The 17,758-nt window shown below is 72.2% G+C and carries 15 protein-coding genes; 2 read left to right on the forward strand and 13 right to left on the reverse strand.

Annotation, left to right across the window (positions count from 1 at the left end):
• Window position 1: 1 nt before the first annotated feature.
• The 3 genes from ABT324_RS28975 to ABT324_RS28985 are packed head-to-tail and all read right to left on the reverse strand — an operon-like array spanning window position 2 to window position 2,766.
• Complete coding sequence (locus ABT324_RS28975) at window positions 2-571, reverse strand: GNAT family N-acetyltransferase (RefSeq protein ID WP_351183892.1); 570 nt, start codon at window positions 569-571, stop codon at window positions 2-4.
• A complete protein-coding gene (locus tag ABT324_RS28980) occupies window positions 561-2,039 on the reverse strand; it encodes an APC family permease (protein WP_351183894.1) in 1,479 nt (492 codons plus the stop codon). The genes ABT324_RS28975 and ABT324_RS28980 overlap by 11 nt, the downstream gene beginning before the upstream one ends.
• Before the next feature lie 28 nt (window positions 2,040-2,067).
• A complete protein-coding gene (locus ABT324_RS28985; RefSeq protein WP_351183896.1) occupies window positions 2,068-2,766 on the reverse strand; it encodes a GPP34 family phosphoprotein in 699 nt (232 codons plus the stop codon).
• Between the two features lie 280 nt (window positions 2,767-3,046).
• Here ABT324_RS28985 and ABT324_RS28990 point away from each other — a divergent pair, with 280 nt between their 5' ends.
• Window positions 3,047-4,921 carry an ABC transporter ATP-binding protein gene (locus ABT324_RS28990; RefSeq protein ID WP_351183898.1) on the forward strand — a complete coding sequence of 625 codons (1,875 nt, stop codon included), beginning with the start codon at window positions 3,047-3,049 and terminating at the stop codon, window positions 4,919-4,921.
• Between the two features lie 27 nt (window positions 4,922-4,948).
• Here the strand turns inward: ABT324_RS28990 and ABT324_RS28995 are convergent, their stop codons facing one another.
• Entirely contained in the window at window positions 4,949-5,437 is a 489-nt protein-coding gene (locus ABT324_RS28995; RefSeq protein WP_351183901.1) for a MarR family winged helix-turn-helix transcriptional regulator, read from the reverse strand.
• Window positions 5,438-5,500: 63 nt separating this feature from the next.
• A complete protein-coding gene (locus ABT324_RS29000) occupies window positions 5,501-6,487 on the reverse strand; it encodes a PHP domain-containing protein (RefSeq protein WP_351183903.1) in 987 nt (328 codons plus the stop codon).
• Window positions 6,488-6,612: 125 nt separating this feature from the next.
• On the opposite strand from ABT324_RS29000, the gene ABT324_RS29005 reads away from it, so the two are divergent.
• A complete protein-coding gene (locus ABT324_RS29005; RefSeq protein WP_351183905.1) occupies window positions 6,613-7,680 on the forward strand; it encodes a tartrate dehydrogenase in 1,068 nt (355 codons plus the stop codon).
• A 3-nt stretch (window positions 7,681-7,683) separates the two neighbouring features.
• Here ABT324_RS29005 and ABT324_RS29010 read toward each other — a convergent pair whose 3' ends face one another.
• From ABT324_RS29010 to ABT324_RS29045, 8 genes are all read right to left on the reverse strand, one after another.
• Window positions 7,684-9,021, reverse strand: coding sequence for an amidase (locus tag ABT324_RS29010; RefSeq protein WP_351183907.1), 1,338 nt, complete (start codon window positions 9,019-9,021; stop codon window positions 7,684-7,686).
• On the reverse strand, window positions 8,945-10,708 hold the full coding sequence (gene cydC / locus ABT324_RS29015; protein WP_351183909.1) for a thiol reductant ABC exporter subunit CydC: 1,764 nt from the start codon (window positions 10,706-10,708) through the stop codon (window positions 8,945-8,947). Before cydC ends, ABT324_RS29010 begins: the two co-directional genes overlap by 77 nt.
• Window positions 10,705-12,297 carry a thiol reductant ABC exporter subunit CydD gene (cydD, locus tag ABT324_RS29020; protein WP_351183911.1) on the reverse strand — a complete coding sequence of 531 codons (1,593 nt, stop codon included), beginning with the start codon at window positions 12,295-12,297 and terminating at the stop codon, window positions 10,705-10,707. Before cydD ends, cydC begins: the two co-directional genes overlap by 4 nt.
• Window positions 12,294-13,070 carry a cytochrome d ubiquinol oxidase subunit II gene (locus ABT324_RS29025; RefSeq protein ID WP_351183913.1) on the reverse strand — a complete coding sequence of 259 codons (777 nt, stop codon included), beginning with the start codon at window positions 13,068-13,070 and terminating at the stop codon, window positions 12,294-12,296. Before ABT324_RS29025 ends, cydD begins: the two co-directional genes overlap by 4 nt.
• Before the next feature lie 10 nt (window positions 13,071-13,080).
• On the reverse strand, window positions 13,081-14,340 hold the full coding sequence (locus ABT324_RS29030; protein ID WP_351183915.1) for a cytochrome ubiquinol oxidase subunit I: 1,260 nt from the start codon (window positions 14,338-14,340) through the stop codon (window positions 13,081-13,083).
• Window positions 14,341-14,454: 114 nt separating this feature from the next.
• A complete protein-coding gene (locus tag ABT324_RS29035; RefSeq protein WP_351183925.1) occupies window positions 14,455-15,120 on the reverse strand; it encodes a response regulator in 666 nt (221 codons plus the stop codon).
• Window positions 15,117-16,268: a sensor histidine kinase gene (locus tag ABT324_RS29040; protein ID WP_351183917.1), complete on the reverse strand. Its 1,152-nt coding sequence runs from the start codon at window positions 16,266-16,268 to the stop codon at window positions 15,117-15,119. Before ABT324_RS29040 ends, ABT324_RS29035 begins: the two co-directional genes overlap by 4 nt.
• Before the next feature lie 58 nt (window positions 16,269-16,326).
• Complete coding sequence (locus tag ABT324_RS29045) at window positions 16,327-17,025, reverse strand: IclR family transcriptional regulator (RefSeq protein WP_351183919.1); 699 nt, start codon at window positions 17,023-17,025, stop codon at window positions 16,327-16,329.
• Between the last annotated feature and the right edge of the window lie 733 nt (window positions 17,026-17,758).

A 17,758-nucleotide genomic window follows, 5' to 3' on the forward strand; every position in this document is an offset into this window, starting at 1 on the left:
ATTACCCACCCGCGTCGCGCCACATCGGGTACATGGTGGGGCCGTCGTGCGGGAGGACCATCGGGGCGCCGGTGTCGCGGAAGCCCAGGCGCAGGTAGAGGTTCCGGCTGCGGGCGCTGCTGGCCTCCAGGTAGGAAGGCAGCCCTTGGGCGTCCCACCGCTGCAGGGCGCGGCGCAGCTCGGCGCCACCGACGCCGGTGGACTGCGCCGAGGGGTCGACCGCGATCATCGCCAGGTACTGGTGCGGTTGGGCGGGGTGCTGGGCCTCCGCCAGCGCGCCGAACTCGCGGAAGCGCTCCGCGCGCGGCCCGGCGAGCTCGGCCAAGCGCCGGTTGCCGTCCTCGTCGAGGAGGCTCGGTGGTCCGTCGCGGCCCGGGAGCCAGACCTGCACCGCGAGGCCGTCGGCTCCGACGACCACCTCGCCGATCCGCTCCGCGCGCGGCACGACCATGCCGAACCACTCCCGGTAGACCCGGTGGCGGTGCTGCTGGTCCGGCGCCAGCCACCGGGCGAACTCGTCGTCGGCGAAGGCCCGGAGCAGGGTTCGGATGCGCACGTCGTCACCGGACACCGGCCGTCTCCTTCCCTGGTTGCACCGTCGCCGCGCGCGCTCCCAAGCCGATGCGCGCGTACGCCCACGGGCGGACGCGCTTCAAGGTCACGCCCCAGATGACACCGAGCACGAACACCACCAGGAAGCCCAGCGGGAGCGCCCAGGCCGCCGGGTCGCCGTCCTCCACACCGAGCACCGTGCCGAACGAGACCACCGTCAGCAGCAGCACCACGGCCAGCACCAGCGCCGCGATCGAGGGGGCGACCAGGGTGCGCCACCGGCTGTGGCCGTGGTCGCGGTGGGCCAGGAAGTAGCCCAGGACCGCGACCGAGGTCAGCATCACCAGCGACAGCACGCCGAGCGCACCGGCCGAAGCGCCCCAGAAGAACAGGTAGGTGATCGGGTCGATCCCGGTCACCGCCACCAGCCCCACCACGACGAGGGAGATCGCGGTGGTGGTCAGCGAGCCCGCCGCCGGGGCCGCGGTGCGCGAGCTGGTGGTCCCCCACCAGCTCAGGCCCACGCCTTCCCGGCCCAGCGCGAAGAAGTAGCGGGAGCAGACGTGGTGGAACGACAGCATCGCGGCGAACAGGCTGGTGACGTACAGGGCCGAGCCGAGGGTCACCAGCACCCCCGGCAGCCGCTGCCCGGCGAGCACGAACAGCAGCTCGGTGGAGTGGGTCTCGGCCTGCGCGACGATGTCGCCCGGCCCGGTGGCCACCGTCATCGCCCACGTCGACAGCGAGTACAGGCCGCCGATGACCACCAGCGAGATGTAGGTCGCGTAGATCACCGTGCGCGGGTTCCTGGCCTCCTCGGCCAGCACGGTGGAGTTCTCGAAGCCGATGAACCCGGTGAAGGCGATCACCAGGATCACCCCGGCCGCCCCGGTGGCCAGCTGCGCGGGGTTGAGCGTGTCGAGCACGACGCCGTCCGGGGACGGGTTGGCGACGAACGCCGCGTCGAAGGTCAGGATGATCGCCACCTCGGCCAGCAGCAGCACCCCCAGCACCCGGCCGTTGACGTCGATGCGCAGCACGCCGAGCACCGCCACCGCGGCCAGTCCCACGCCCGCGAACACCCACCACGGCGCGGTGCTCCCGGTGACCTGCCGCAGGAAGTCGGCCGCCCCCACGCCGAGCCCACCCGCCAGGCTGACCAGGATCAGCAGGTAGGACACCAGCGCGACCGCGCCCGCCCCGGTGCCGGCCACCCGGCCCAGGCCCTTGGCGATGTAGGCGTAGAAGGCCCCGGCGTTCTCCACGTGCCGCGACATCGTGACGTAGCCGATCGCGAACAGCCCGAGGACCAGCGCGATGGCCAGGTAGCCCAGCGGGATCCCGGTCACCCCGGACACCGCGAAACCGCTGACCGCGCCGCCGCCGACGACCGTCTCGGGGGCCGCCGCGGCGACGGTGAAGAAGACGATCGAGGTCACACCCAGTCGAGCGCGGGCCAGTGCGGCGGACACTTTGGACGGTGGCAACTCTCGCTCCTCCTCGGGTTCGGCGATATCAGTGCCTCGGGGTGATGGCCGACTGGCCGCGCGCGGCCGCGACCTCGGCGATCAGGTTCCGCAGCGGGCCTGGGACGCGCTTCTGCCAGGACTTCATCCGGAAGTCGCCCTGCCGCGCCACGTTCTTGGGCAACCGCACGTTGCGGATCACGCCGGTCTCGCGCGCCAGCAGCGCGAAGGTGATCTCGGCGAGGCGTTCCGGGACGGTGATCATGCCGTTGCCCGTGGCGGTCTCGGCGCTGGTGAACAGCAGCTCCAGCGCGGCTTCCGGGCTGGCCACGCCGGAGTCGGCGAACCGCCACGCCGAGGCCGCGCCCCCGCGCCACCCGGCCGAGACCGGCACCTCGCGCAGCACGTCGATGATGACCAGCCGGGCGCGGACCTTCTCGGTGGCGGCCTGGCCCAGGTAGTCCAGCCAGGTGCGCAGGTCGTGGCCGGGTTCCTCGCGGATCTCCCGCAGGACCGCCCAGGACAGGAAGTCCGGGCAACGCCCCCGCCCGCTGGGCCGGACGCTGGGGGTGACCGCGATCTCCTCCTCCAGGATCAGTTCGGCCAGCAGGCCCGCGGCGCAGCCCAGCGACACCAGCGCACCGTCCACCCGGGGGGTGATCCGCTGCCCGCCGGCGTGCGCGGCGAGGAAGAACCGATCCGCCACCCGCAGCGGGATGCGGTTGGCATCCAGCTCGGAAACCGTCACCAGCCACCCCCGGCTGACGTGCCGATCAACACCCAGTCGCTCCCATCTGGACCGCCGCCCCCGAACCGATCCCCCGCCGAGTTCGGAAAGTGCCCGAGCCAGCGCACAGAGTAACGTACCCGAAGGTTCGTTCAAGTTCGTCGCCCGTGCGCGCCGTTGCGACACCTGGGTGATCTCCGATCCGGGCACCGGACCGCGGACGGCGTGGTTGACTTCGACCTTGCACGAGGTTCGAGGATGGCGTCGTGCATTCGACGAACATCCAGAGGGGGCAGCGGAGATGACGGTGAGCTGGGAGACGATGCGGTCCTTCGCCAGCGACGGGTCGGTGACCCGGCAGCGGCTCTCGCCGGGACTGGCCCGCCGCATCCTGCGCTACGCCCGGCCGTACCTACGCGACATCATCCCGTTCCTGGCGCTGGTGGTGCTGGCCGCCGTGCTCGGCATCGTCAACCCGCTGCTGTTCAAGGCGATCATCGACGACGGGATCCTGCCGCGGAACATGTCGGTGGTGGTCTGGCTGGCGGTCGCGGTCGCCGGGGTCGCCTTCCTCGACGCCGCGCTGTCGCTGCTGCAGCGCTGGTACTCCGCCCGGCTCGGCGAGGGGCTGATCTACGACCTGCGCTCGGAGGTCTTCGACCACGTGCAGCGGATGCCGGTGGCGTTCTTCGTGCGGGCCCAGACCGGGGCGCTGGTCAGCCGGCTCAACAACGACGTCATCGGCGCGCAGCGGGCGCTGACCAGCACGCTGTCCTCGGTGGTGTCCAACGTGCTGAGCCTGGTGCTGGTGCTGGCCACCATGTTGACGCTGTCCTGGCAGATCACCCTGATCGCGCTGGCGCTGCTGCCGCTGTTCCTGCTGCCGGTGCGCTGGATCGGGCGGCGGCTGCAGCGGATCACCCGGGAGCAGATGAAGGTCGACGCCGAGATGAGCTCGCTGATGACCGAGCGCTTCGGGGTGGCCGGGGCGATGCTGGCCAAGCTCTACGGCCGCGCCGACGAGGAGGCCGCCAGGTTCTCCGAGCGGGCCGCGCGGGTTCGCGACATGGGCGTGGTCTCGGCGATGTACAGCCGGGTCTTCTTCGTCGCGCTGACGCTGCTGGCCTCGCTGGCCACCGCGGTGGTCTACGGGTTGGGCGGCGGCCTGGTGCTGACCGGCGCCTTCGAGCTCGGCACCCTGGTCGCGCTGGCCACGCTGCTCACCCGGCTCTACGGGCCGCTGACCGCGCTGTCGAACGTGCACGTGGACGTGATGACCGCGCTGGTCAGCTTCGACCGGGTCTTCGAGGTGCTGGACCTGCGCCCGATGGTGCAGGAGAAGGTCGACGCCACCGAGCTGCCCGCCGACGCCGCCGACGTCGAGTTCGACCGGGTGTCGTTCCGCTACCCGGCCTCCGACGAGGTCTCGCTGGCCTCGCTGGAGTCGGTGGCCCGCAAGGACAGCTCGCCCGCCCACGAGGTGCTGCACGACATCTCCTTCCGCGCCGCACCAGGCCAGACGATCGCCCTGGTCGGGCACTCCGGCGCGGGCAAGACCACCATCACCAACCTGGCCGGGCGGCTCTACGACGTCGACTCCGGCGCGGTGCGCATCGGCGGCCACGACGTCCGGGACGTCACGCTGGCCTCGCTGTACCGCACCGTCGGCGTGGTCACCCAGGATGCGCACATGTTCCACGACACCATCCGCGCCAACCTGGCCTTCGCCCGGCCCGACGCCACCGACGAGGAACTGCTCGACGCACTGCGCACCGCGCAGCTGGGCCACCTCGTCGAGGCGTTGCCGGAGGGGCTGGAGACGGTGGTCGGCGACCGCGGCTACCGGCTCTCCGGTGGCGAGAAGCAGCGGCTGGCGATCGCCCGCCTGCTGCTCAAGGCCCCGCCGGTCGTGGTGCTGGACGAGGCGACCGCGCACCTGGACTCGGAGTCGGAAGCAGCCGTGCAGGCGGCACTGCGCACGGCCCTGTCCGGGCGGACCGCGCTGGTCATCGCGCACCGCCTGGCCACCATCCGGGAGGCCGACCGAATCCTGGTCATCTCCGGCGGGCGCATCGCCGAGGACGGCACGCACGCCGACCTGCTGTCCCGCGACGGCCTGTACGCCGAGCTCTACCGCACCCAGTTCGCCCAGCAGGACACCGGAGTCGTGGCCTGAGCACCACCTGTGCGCGCGTGCCCGACGTCAGGCGCGGGGCGGGGTGGTGGTGAGCTCGCCGCCCGGGTCGAGGTGCGCGAGGACGGCCGTGCAGAGCTCGTTGAGCTGGTGCACCTGGTCTTCGGTGAGCCCGCCGAAGACCAGGTCCCGGACCTGGGCCACGTGCCCCGGCGCGGCGGCCACGACCTTGTCGTACCCGGCGTCGGTGAGCTCGGCGACGTTGCCCCGCCCGTCGCTGCTGGCGCGCTGGCGGCGCACCCAGCCCTGCTGCTCCAACCGGGCGACCACGTGCGAGACCCGGGACGGGGAGGCGTTGGCCCGCGCCGCCAGGTCGCTCATCCGCAGCGCGCGGTCGGGGTCCTCGGAGAGCATCGCCAGCACCCAGTAGCCGAAGTGGGTCAGCCCGGAGTCCCGCTGCAGCTGCGCGTCGAGCTTGGCCGGGACAACCGTCATCAGCGCGGCGAACTTCCGCCAGGCGCACTGCTCGGCGTCGCTGAGCCATCGGGGTTCGGTCACCGGACCAGCATACGCGAGAAGTACTTGAACGTTCAGGCATCTGCCCTGCTCAGTGCGGGTCCCTCAGCCCGCGGCGAGCTGGTCGGCGGTGCGGGTGTTGAGGACGCGGTCCGGGGACACGTCGCACTCCTCGGCGCGGGCGCAGCCGAGCGCCAGCCAGTCCAGCTGGCCGGGGGCGTGGGCGTCGGAGTCGATGCTGAACAGGCAGCCGACGTCGCGGGCCAACCGGATCAGCTCGCGGGGTGGGTCCAGCCGGTCGGGCCGCGAGTTGATCTCGACGGCGACCCCGTTGTCCCGGCACGCCTCGAACACCGCTCGCGCGTCGAAGGTCGACTGCGGGCGCTTCTTGCCACCGATCAGGCGGCCGGTGCAGTGCCCGAGCACGTCCACGTGCGGGTTGGCCACCGCCGCGCACATCCGGCGGGTCATCTCCGCCGCGGGCATCCGCAGCTCCGAGTGCACGCTGGCCACCACCACGTCGAGCCGGGCCAGCAGCTCCTCCTCCTGGTCCAGCGACCCGTCGGTGCGGATGTCGACCTCGATGCCGGTCAGGACGCGGAACGGCGCCAACCGCTCGTTGAGCTCCTCGACGACCTCCAGCTGCTCGCGCAGGCGGTCCGCGGACAGGCCGCGGGCCACCTTCAGCCGCGGCGAGTGGTCGGTCAGCGCGACCCACTCGTGGCCGAGGTCGCGGGCGGTGGTGGCCATCTCGGCGATCGGGCTGCCGCCGTCGGACCAGTCCGAGTGCGTGTGGCAGTCGCCGCGCAGCGCCGCCCGCAGCTCCGCACCGCGCTCCGGCACGTCCACTTCGGACCGGAGCCGGGCCAGGTAGGCGGGGACCTCGCCGCGGTGGGCGGCCTCGATGACGCCCGCGGTCGTGCGGCCGATGCCCGCCAGCTCGGTCAGCCGCCCGGCAGCCACCCGGTCGTCGAGGTCCGGCAGCTCGTCGACGACCGCGGCGGCCCGCCGGAACGCCCGCACCCGGTAGCTGGGCGCACCGGCCCGTTCCAGCCAGAACGCGATCTCGCGCAGTGCCCGTGCCGCATCCACGTGCTCCTTCGTAGTCGCTGCGCGGCGGTGACGCCACCGACGATTGCCGCCGGGGTCTTGGCCCGCGCCCGGGGCGGGGCGTTAGATGGCCCCGGGAACGCGACATCCGAGGGACGAGGTGGAGAGTGCAGCAGTACGAACTCGCGGTGCTGCCCGGTGACGGGATCGGCAACGAGGTCATGCCCGAGGCGTTGCGGGTGCTCGACGTGGTCGGCGCCAAGTACGGCGTGCGGTTCGGCTACCAGCACTTCGACTGGAGCTGCGAGACCTACAAGAGCACCGGGGCGATGATGCCCGCCGACGGGTTGGCGCGGTTGCGGGACCACGACGCGATCCTGCTCGGCGCGGTCGGCTGGCCCGGCGTGCCCGACCACAAGTCGCTGTGGGGGCTGCTGCTGCCCATCCGGCGCGAGTTCGACCAGTACGTGAACCTGCGGCCGGTGCGGCTGCTGCCGGGCGTGACGCCGCCGGTGCGCGACAAGCAGCCCGGCGACATCGACTTCTGGGTGGTCCGAGAGAACACCGAGGGCGAGTACTCGCAGCTGGGCGGGAGGCAGGGCGAGGGCACCCCGACCGAGATGGTGCTGCAGACCGCGGCCTTCACCCGGCACGGCACCGACCGGATCATGCGCTACGCCTTCGAGCTGGCCCGCCAGCTCGGCAAACCGCACGTGACCTCGGCGACCAAGTCCAACGGCATCTACCACTCGATGCCGTACTGGGACGAGCGGTTCGCCGCGATCGCCGCGGAGTACCCGGAGGTCACCGTCGACCAGGACCACATCGACATCCTGTGCGCGCGGTTCGTGATGTCGCCGGAGCGCTTCGACGTGGTGGTGGCCAGCAACCTGTTCGGCGACATCCTCTCCGACCTGGGGCCGGGCGTGACCGGCACGATCGGGGTGGCGCCGTCGGGCAACATCAACCCCGAGCGCAACTACCCGTCGACCTTCGAACCGGTGCACGGGTCGGCGCCGGACATCGCAGGTCGGGGCATCGCCAACCCGATCGGGCAGATCTGGTCGGCGGCGATGATGCTGGACCACCTCGGGCTGGCGGAGGCTGGTGCCGACGTGGTCGCCGCGATCGACCGCGTCCTCGCCGACTCCTCGGCCCCGCGCACGCCCGACCTCGGTGGGAGGGCGACCACCGAGGACCTGGGCAGGGCGATCGCGGAGGCGGTCCGGGGCTGAGGCTCAGCCGCCGGTGCGGGCGGCGACGGCCAGCAGGACGTCCTCCCGGCCCGGTCGGCCGACGAGCTGGAGGCCGACCGGGAGTCCGCCGACCCGCCCGGCGGGCACCGACACGGCGGGGACGCCCGCGAGGTTCCACGGCTTGGTCAGCCCGATCAGTGCGGCGCGCACGTCCACCTCGACCCCGTCGACGGTGGTCTCGCGGCGGCCGAGCTCGGTGGCGACGACGCAGGTGGTGGGCATGGCGAGCAGGTCGACCTCGGAGAGCAGCTCCTGGACCTCGCGCCGCCACTGGTCGCGCGCGGCGAGCGCGCGCACGTGCTGCCAACCAGCAGTCCGGGCCGCCTGCCGCAGCCGCTCCAGGACGTCGTCGGTGAACAGCTCCGGGTGCTCGGACACGCGCTCGGCGTGGTTGGCGTAGGCCTCGCTGTGCTGGATGCCCTGGAAGCCGCGGTGCACCAGGTCCGGATCGCGGATGCCGACCTCCCGCACAGCCAGTCCGTCGACGTCGAGGGCGGCGCGGGCGGCCCGGGTGATGGCCGGGTCCGTCGGGTGCAGCGCGTTCGGGTCCAGCCACCCGATGCTCGCGGCCTGCCCGCGCTCCTGGCTGGGTGTGCTGCGCAGCCCGGCCAGGACGCGGTAGCCGGTGCGGCAGTCCTGCGGGGTACGGGCGAGTACGCCGACGTGGTCCAGCGACTGCGCCAGCGGGAACACCCCGTCGGTGGAGATCGCGCCGAACGCTGGTTTGAACCCCACCACCCCGCACAGCGCGGCCGGGACCCGCACCGATCCCCCGGTGTCGGTGCCCAGCGCCAGCGGCACCATCCCGGCCGCGACCGCGGCGCCGCTGCCCGCGCTGGAACCGCCGGTGATCCGGGTGGTGTCGTGCGGGTTGCGGGCCGGGCCGCGGTGCGCGCTGTCACCGGTGGGGCCGAAGGCGAACTCGTGGGTGGTGGTCCTGCCGACCAGCACCGCGCCACCGGCGCGGAGCCGCCGCACGCAGTCGGCGTCCGATGTGGACACGTGGTCGGCGAAGTGTGCCGAGCCCATCTCGGTGCGCGACCCGGCCACCTCGACGAGGTCCTTGACCGCCACCGGGATGCCGTGCAGCGGACCGCGGTCGAGGCCTTCGGCGAGTTCGGCGTCGGCCTTCTCCGCGGCTCGCACCGCTGCGCCGCGGTCGACGGCGGTGAAGGCGTTGAGCTCGGCGTCGAACTGGTCGATGGCGCGCAGCGCGGCGCGGGCGAGCTCGACGGCGCTGGTCTCACCGCTGCGCAGCTGGTCGGCGAGCTCGGTGATCGTCCAGTCGCGGAAGTACCCCGCGGGGGTGTGCTGGGTCACCGGTCGCGCCTCCTCTCCCCGAGCGCCGCGGCGCGGCCTCCAAATCATCGTGCGCCCAGGTCGCGAAGTCCGTCAACGCTTCCGCCGCCCACAGGTCCCGGAACGGGCCTGGGGCCGCCACCAGCTCCCGATGCGGTCCGCGCTGGACGATCCGGCCCGAGTCGAGCACCAGGACCTCGTCGAACCGCTCCAGACCGGCCAGCCGGTGCGTCACGACGATCGTGGTCCGCCCGGCCCTGGTGCGCAGGACCCGCGCCAGGACGTCGTCGGCCAGTTCAGGTTCCAGCGCTTCGGTCGGCTCGTCGAGCAGCAGCACGTCCGGCTCGGACAGCAGCGCCCGCGCCAGCAGCAGGCGCTGCCGCTGACCGCCGGAGAGCGGTTGCCCGGTTTCGCCGACGGAGGTGTCGAAACCTGCTGGCTGGCGGCGGATCCAGGCCAGCAGCCCGGCCTGCTCGGCCGCCTGTTCCAGCCGAGCCTGGTCGGCACCCGGTGCGGCCAGCAGCAAGTTGTCCCGGATGGTGGCGCTGAAGACGTGCGCGTCCTGCGTCACCGCACGGGTTTCCGGCCGTTGCACCTGCCCCGACGAAGCGGGGACGAGCCCGGCGAGGACGCCGAGCAAAGTGCTCTTGCCCGCTCCGCTGGCACCGACGACGGCCACCGTCCGGCCGGGGTCGATGGTCAGGTCCACGTCGGTGAGGGCTGGCCGGTCGTAGTGCACCGAAACACCGTGGAGCGCGAGGCCCTCCGAGTTGACCGGCGGGAGCGCGACCGGGGGTGCGGCGAGCAGTTCGGTGATCCGCCGCAGCGCTGGGCGGTGCTCGGTCCAGCGGCGCGCGGCGTCGGTCAGCGGGAGGACGGCTTCGAACGCCGCCAGGGCCAGGAACCCCACCACGGCGGCACCGGTCTGCGACTGTCCGGCGAGCAGCGCCGACCAGGACACGGCCACCGCTGTTGCGCCCTCCACCAGGACACCGGCCGCCACCAAGGCACTGGTGCTGCGCGCTGCTCGGCCGTCCCGTCGACGCATCCGCGCTGCGTGCTGCTCGGCGCGCGCGACCGCCACGGGAACTGCGCCGAAGGCGGCCAGCTCGTGGGCTCCCTCCACGAGGTCGGCCGCGGCGACGGACAGTTCGGCCCGGTCGGCGGCGGTCTGGTCCTGCCGGTGGGTCAGCACCGCGAAGGCCGGGAGCGCCACCGCCGCGACCAGCAGCCCACCTGCCAGCACCACTCCGGCGGCCGGGACCACCGCGGTGCAGGCGATGACCGAGCCGGTGGCGACGACCAGGGCGATCGCGGCCGGGGACAGGCAGCGCAGCAGCAGTTCCTGCACGCTGTCGACGTCGGAGACCAAGCGGGACAGGGCATCCCCGTCACGCAGCGCGGGTCGCCCCAGCTGAGCGCGGAACACCTCCGGCCGCAGCCGCGCGACCGCCCGCAACGCGGCGTCGTGCCCCACCAAGCGCTCCAGGTAGCGGAACGCCCCGCGGGCGAGGGCACAGGCGCGCACCCCGACGATGGCCAGGCTCAGCGCGGACAGCGCGGGCTGCTCGGCCGCACGGGTGATGAGCCAGGCCGCCAGTGCCATCAGGCCCACCGCGCACAGCTCCGCGGTCACCCCCGCGGCGATGGCCGCCAGCAGGCGGAGCCAGGTGCGGCGGAGCAGCGACGTCACCGCGAGCCCGCTCATGCCGCCACCTCCACCGAGCCGCAGACCACGCGGATCACCCGATCCGCGGTTTTCAGCAGCGCTGGCCGGTGCGCCACCGCGATGGCGGTCCGGCTGTGGAGCACTTCTGTCGCCGAGGCCATCAGGGCTGCCTCGGCGTGCAGGTCCAGGCGTGCTGTCGGCTCGTCGAGCAGGACGATCGGCGCGTCCTTGAGGTAGGCGCGGGCGACCGCGACGCGTTGCCGCTGACCGGCGGAGAGCTCGGCGCCGCGCTCCCCCAGCCGGGTTCGGTAGCCGTCCGGGAGCTGCTCGATGAACTCCGCCGCGTGCGCCGCGCGGGCGGCCTCCCGGACCTGCGCCATGGAGGCACCGCTGGCGCCGAGGCGGATGTTGTCCGCGATCGTCCCGGCGAACAGATGAGGGTGCTGCGGCACCCAGGCGACCTGGCGGCGCCACTCCGCCACGTCAAGTTCGCGCAGGTCGACACCGTCCACCAGCACCCGGCCGGCGGTTGGCTGGACGAACCCGAGCAGCAGGTGCAGGACCGTGGACTTGCCCGCACCGCTGGGTCCGACCAGCGCCACCCGCTCCCCCGGCCGGACCACGAGCGAAACGCGGTCCAACGCCGGGGTCTCCTGACCGGGGAAGTGCACGGTGACGTCCTCGAAGCGGATCTCGCCCGCAGTGGCCTCGCGCCGCGTGCCGCCCTGCACCGCGGTTGGTGCGTCCAGGACCTCGAAGACCTGCTCGGCCGCCGCCATGCCTTCGGCGGCAGCGTGGAACCGGGTGCCCAGTGCTCGCAACGGCAGCAACGCCTCCGGTGTCAGCAGGAGCACCACCAGGGCCGTGGTCAGGTCCACCCCGCCCGACAGCAGCCGCAAGCCCACCGGCACCGCGACCAGCGCAACCGCCAGCGACGCCACCAACTCCAAGGCGAAACCAGACAGGAACGCCACCCGCAGCGCGCGCATCGTCGCCGAGCGGTGCTCGTCGGCCATCCGCCCGATCACCGCCCGCTGATGCTCGGCCCGCCGGAACACCCGCAGCGTGCTCAACCCGGCCAGCACGTCGCGGAAGTGCCCGCCGAGCCGCTGCAGGTGCGTCCACTGGTCCTCGGTCACGTCGCGGGTGCGCAGGCCGATCAGCGCGCCGAACAGCGGGATCAGCGGGAGGGTCAGGGCGACGATCAACGCCGAGGACCAGTCGGCCAGCCCCAGCCGCAGCAGCACGATCGGCGGCACCAGCACCGCGACCGCCAGCTGCGGCACCACTCCGGTGATCGCCGGTTCCAGCGCGTCGATCCCCTTCGTGACCAGCGTGCTGAAGGATCCGCTCGACCGCTGCGAAGCCGCGCGCGAGAAGAGCGAGCCGCGCAGGTCTGCCTTGAGATTCGCAGCGGCGCCCTGCACGAGGGCGGTGCTGCACCAGGCGGTGCAGGCGCGCAGCACCACGGCTCCGGCGAGCCACGGCAGGTAGGTGGCTTCGAGCAGCGCGATGGCGCGGGCGAGCAGGTCCGCCTGCGCGATGATCAGCCCGGCCTGCACCAGCGCCAGCACCGCCACCGAGCACCGGGTCCACCGCGGCAGCAGGCCGAGCAGTCGCTTGTTCACAGGTACAGCGGCCTTTCCGCGCGAGCCCGGAAGACCCACCACACGCAGGCCTGGGCAGCGACCAACAACGGCGTGAGCACCAGCACGGCGGGCAGCAGCAGGCCGAGTGTGCCGGGGTCGGCGGTGCGCTCCGCCAGCGGCAGGCGGAACCCGACCGCCAGGCACAGCGCCACCACCGCAGCGCAGGTGAGCGCGAACCCCCGCCACTCCCCGAAGCGCCCGAACAAGGCGCCTGCGCGCTGGTGGGGCAACCCGGACAACCGGAGCCGGTCGAACGCCAGCCCGTGCACCGCGAACAGCGTCGCGACCGCTACCGCCGCCAGCAGCGCCCCTGGACCGGCGGCCACCTCGCCGACCTGGCCCACGAGCAGCCCGGCGAACATCCAGCCCCAGCTCAGCGCGACCACCCAGCTGCCGCCGGTGATCGCCGCGTCACACACCGCCCACCACCCGCGGGCATCGAGCCGACCCCGCAGCCACAGGCCCATGTCACGCACGACCCAGCCGACCAGCAGCAGCACCACGGCCGGGAACTGGCCGCTGAGCAGTTCACCCTCCAGCTCGGGGAAGGCTCCGACCAGAATCCCGGCGGCAGCCACCAGCCACACCTCGTTGCCGAGGAAGAACGGCGCGATGCCGGTGATCACCACCCGCCGCTGCCGCGCGTCCCGCCCCAGCGCGGGCAGCAGCATGCCCACCCCGATGTCGGCACCCCCGAGCAGGAAGTAGCCGAGGGCGAACACGCCCAGCACCGCGATTGCCAGCAACTCCACGATTCGCTCCTCAGAACGCGGCCGAGATCGGACGGGGTTCGGGTTCGGGTGCGCGCCCCAGGGCCACCGCGCCGGGGCCGCGCAGCGCCTGGCGCACCAGCAGCCACCAGTTGACCACCAGCAGCAGTCCGAACAGGACGGTGAAGAGCAGCAGCGACGTCCGCATCGCCGTCGCGGACACGTCGGAGACCGCGTCCTCGACGCGCAGCACGCCGTAGACCACCCACGGCTGGCGGCCCACCTCGCGGAACACCCAGCCGGAGATCATCGCCAGGAAGGGCAGCGGCACGGCCGCCACCAGCACCAGGTGCCACAACCGGAACCGCCGCACGACGGGTTTGAACAACGCCAGCAGCACGCTCGGCACCAGCAGGTACAGCAGCAGCGCGAAGGCCAGCAGCATCACGATCGCGGCCGTCGCGGTCCACGCCTCCGGCGGCACGTAGTCCCCGGGGCCGAAGCGGCCCGCGAGCTCCGCCTGCAGCTCCACGACCCGGTCGCCGTCCTGGGAGAGGACGGCGTCCTTCATCGGCTGCAGGTGGGGGAACTGCATGCTGCCCGCCACCACCGTCACGAACAGCGCGGGCAACGCGGTGAACAGGCCGGTGCGCAGCGACTTGGTGAACAGCTCCACCTCGGCGGTCCGGCGGAACAGGTGCAGGGCGCTCATCCCCGCCACGAACACGCCCGCGGTCACCAGGGAACCGCCCAGGATGTGCCAGAAGGCGGTGGTGGCGGTGGGGTTGGTCAACACCGCCCAGGCGTCAGTGAGCCGCAGCACGCCGTCGGAGTGCTCGTAGCCCACGGGGTTGTGCAGGAACCCGTTCGACACCATGATCCAGTACGCCGAGGCGTAGGCGGTGAGCACGACGACCCAGATGAACCCGAGGTGCACCCAGCGGTTCACCCGCCCCCAGCCGAAGATCCACAAACCCAGGAACGTCGATTCGAGGAAGAATGCGACCAGCGCCTCCATCGCCAGCGAGGCACCGATGACGTTGCCCGCGGTGTGCATCAGCCCGCTCCAGGCCAGCCCGAACTGGAACTCCATCACCAGCCCGGTGACGATGCCCACCGCGTAGTTGATCACGTACAGCTGACCCCAGAACCGGGTCATCCGCTCGTGAACCGGGTTCCGCGACAGCGTCGCCCAGGTCTGCACGCAGGCCACCAGCGTCGCCAACCCGATGGTCAGCGCGACGAACAGGAAGTGCCCGCCTGCGGTCAGGGCGAACTGCAGGCGCGCCAGGTCGAGGGTTTCCGGATCCATGCCCACCAGCCTGGCGCCGCGGCGGGCGCCGGACGTCGGGCTGCGGAGGGCACTTCGGGTACCGCGCCGGTTGCCCCCTAGGGGCGCTCCCCTACACCCGGAGTTGCGCCCGGTTCAGCTCAGCCAGCCCGGGGTGACCAGCGCCGACTCGTAGGCCAGCACCACCAGTTGCGCGCGGTCGCGCACCCCGAGCTTGCTCATGATCCGGCTGACGTGGGTCTTCGCCGTGGCCGGGCTGAGCACCAGGCGACCGGCGATCTCGTCGTTGGACAGCCCACGCGCCACCAGCACCAGCACCTCCCGCTCCCGATCGGTCAGCGCCCCCAACCGCGGGCTGGGTGCCGGTCGGTCGCTGCGCGCGGCGAACTCCGCGATGAGCCGCCGGGTGATCGCCGGGGCCAGCAGCGCGTCGCCGCGGGCCACCACGCGCACCGCGTGGATCAGCTCGGTCGGTTCGGTGTCCTTGACCAGGAACCCGCTCGCCCCGGCGCGCAGCGCCCCGTAGACGTGGTCGTCGACGTCGAAGGTGGTCAGGATGAGCACCTTCACCGCCGCCAGCTGCGGGTCGGCGCAGATCCGCCGGGTCGCCTCCAGCCCGTCCAGCGCCGGCATCCGGATGTCCATCAGCACCACGTCGGGCTGCAGCTCGGCGGCGCGGCGCACCGCCTCGGCACCGTCGGCGGCCTCCGCGACCACCTCGATGTCGTCCTCCCCGGCCAGGATGGAGCGGAACCCGGCGCGCACCAGCGTCTGGTCGTCGGCCAGCAGCACCCGGATCACCGCGCGGCCCGCCACGGCAGGCTGGCCGCCACCTGGAACCCACCGGTGGGCAGGGGGCCCGCGGTGAGCTCCCCACCCAACGCCCGCGCCCGTTCCTCCATGCCGCGGATCCCGTTGCCCCGATGGACGTTCCGCGTCGGCGTAGCGGTCCCGTCGTCGTCGATCTGCACGTGCACATCCTGACCGGAGTAGCTGACCCGCACGAGGGCGGTGCGCGCGTCGGCGTGTCGGGTCACGTTGGTCAACGCCTCCTGCACGATCCGGTACCCGGCCAGGTCCACCTCCGGCGGTAGCGACCGGGGCTCGCCGTCGACCTCGACCCGCACCGCCAACCCCGTCGCGCGGGCCTGGGCGACCAGGTCGTCCAGCCGCCCCAACCCGGGCGCCGGCCCGACTGGCGCCTCGTCGACCTGGCGCAGCACGCCGAGCGCGGCCCGCAGGTCGCGCAGCGCCTCCTTGCTGGCCTGCTTGATCGAGGTCAGCGCCGACCCGGCCTGCGCGGGCTCGGCGTCCATCCGGTGCAGCGCGGCCCCGGCCTGCACGTTGATCAGCGAGAGGTGGTGGCCGAGCACGTCGTGCAGTTCCCGCGCGATGCGCAGCCGCTCCTCGTTCGCCCGGGAGCGGGCTTCCTCCTCCTTCTCCCGCTCCACCGCCAGCATCCGCTGCTCCGCTTCGTTGAGGTAAGCGCGCCGGTTGTGCACCAGCCCGCCGATCGCGACGGCTGCGACCAGCCACCCGGCGAACAGGTACAGCGAGGTGTCGTCCAGGTGCCGCTGCCCGCCGCTGACCTCGCCGTAGCCGACGAGCAGCATCGCCACCACCGCGAGCAGCACCGCGACGGCCGTGCGTCCCTCGGCAGCCACGGTGCTCAGCGCGACCGCGAAGGCCAGCAGCAGCGGACCGTCCACCGTGCTGAGCGGGTAGTAGACCGCACAACCCACCAGCGCGACCAGCGCGACGGGAACCGGGAAGTGGCGGCGCAGCACCAGGGCCGTGCAGGTGCCGAGGATCATCAGCACGTCGAACAGCCGCAGGACACCCTGCTCGACCGCGAAGTTCAGCAGCACGGAGAGCAGCACCACGACAGCGACCAGCACCGCCAAGGCCACGTCGACCGCGGTACCGGGCACCCGCCGCAAAACCGTCATGCCTGGAAGAATAGGCGCAACTGGGCGACGGTCACCGCCGGCTGCGCAGCAGCGCCACCTACGCCGTCTGCGCGCCAATGAAGTTCGCCGCGATCTGCAGCCGCTCGGCCAGATCCGCCAGTGCACGATCGGTGGCGACGTAGACGACACCAATCGCCGCGCAGCTCGGAGCATGCGAGGGAATCGGCACGGCCAGCGACGACAACCCGGGGATCACCTCGTCATGACTGGTCGCGAACCCCTGCCGACGCGCCTGCGCCACCCTCTCGGCCACGTCAGCGCCCATCCCTTCAGTCCCGAGCAACGTCAACAGCGCGATGCCCGGAGCCCCGTGCTCCAGCGGGTGGCGGGTACCGGGGTGCTCGGCCACAGTGCCCGCCGCGCGCCGGGGCTCGACACTGGCCAAGGTGATGCACTCACCGTGGTCGTGCACGACCACGAAGCACGTCATGCGCAGGTCCGCCGCCACCGAGGCCAGCTCGGGGACGGCGACGCTCTGCAGGTCGCGGGAGACACCGTGGGCCAGGACGGCCAGGCCTGCGCCAGGGGCGCAGCGCCCAGCGGAGTCGCGGGCTACCAGGCGGTGGTCTTCCAGGGTTCGGACCATCCGGTAGACGATCGAGCGGTGCACGCCGAGTTCCGCTGCTATCTCGTCGATGGTGCGCGGTCGGTCGGAGGTGGACAGGAGTTCCAGGATCCTGATTCCCCTGGAGAGGGTTTGGGATCTCGCTCCTCCGGTTCTCGTCCTTCCGACCATGTTGGCGAACATAGCTCGGTTGGGGGTGGGTTGCTGGTTGATGTTCGTTGCTGCTTCGAGGTTGCTGTTGGGGTGGGTGGTTGGGGCTTGTTGTCGGTTGTGTCGTGCGGGGTGGCCATCCCCGCGGTTTGGGGGTTGTGGGGCTGGTTCGGCTTCATGTCACGGGGATGACCCGGTGTGGGACGGACCCGGCTTCTCGACTCGGCCCCCGGTGACGAGGTGGCCGGGACTGGTGGGGGGGGTTGTGTCGTGCGGGGTGGAACCGGTGGGTTCAGGGGTGGCTCGTTTTCTGGTTGCGGGCTAGCTGTGGGGTTTCGGGGTGTTGCTCGGATTTTGGTTGTGGGTAGCGGTCGCCTGGCGGCGTGTTCTGGCGTGACGTTCCCCGGCTCCGTCTCCGGTGCACCGCCGAACGTGGATCCACTGGCTCGGGGTGACGCTGACGTCTTCTACCCAGCCTCAACTTCGCACAGGTAATAGCAGTTCCCGCGTCTACGAACCGTTCTCTGCTCTCGTGTGGACTGTCTTGGCTTGCGCACGGCCCCCTTGAGGTTGTTTCTGGTTTCCCCATATATGCAAGAGTTTTCGCGTGTTGATCACCTGATTGTGGGATGGTGATGTGCTCGAATTCTTGTTCGAGTCTTGGGAGAATGGTGTCATGACACCGCTGATGGCCACGTTCGTGGACGCGACCCCTGCCCCGGGTACGGGTGTGGGTGTGGTCGCGGCCGGGAGC

Origin of the sequence: Saccharopolyspora sp. NPDC000359 (assembly GCF_040300525.1) — a bacterium.
In the GTDB taxonomy this organism is placed as follows: Bacteria; Actinomycetota; Actinomycetes; order Mycobacteriales; family Pseudonocardiaceae; genus Saccharopolyspora.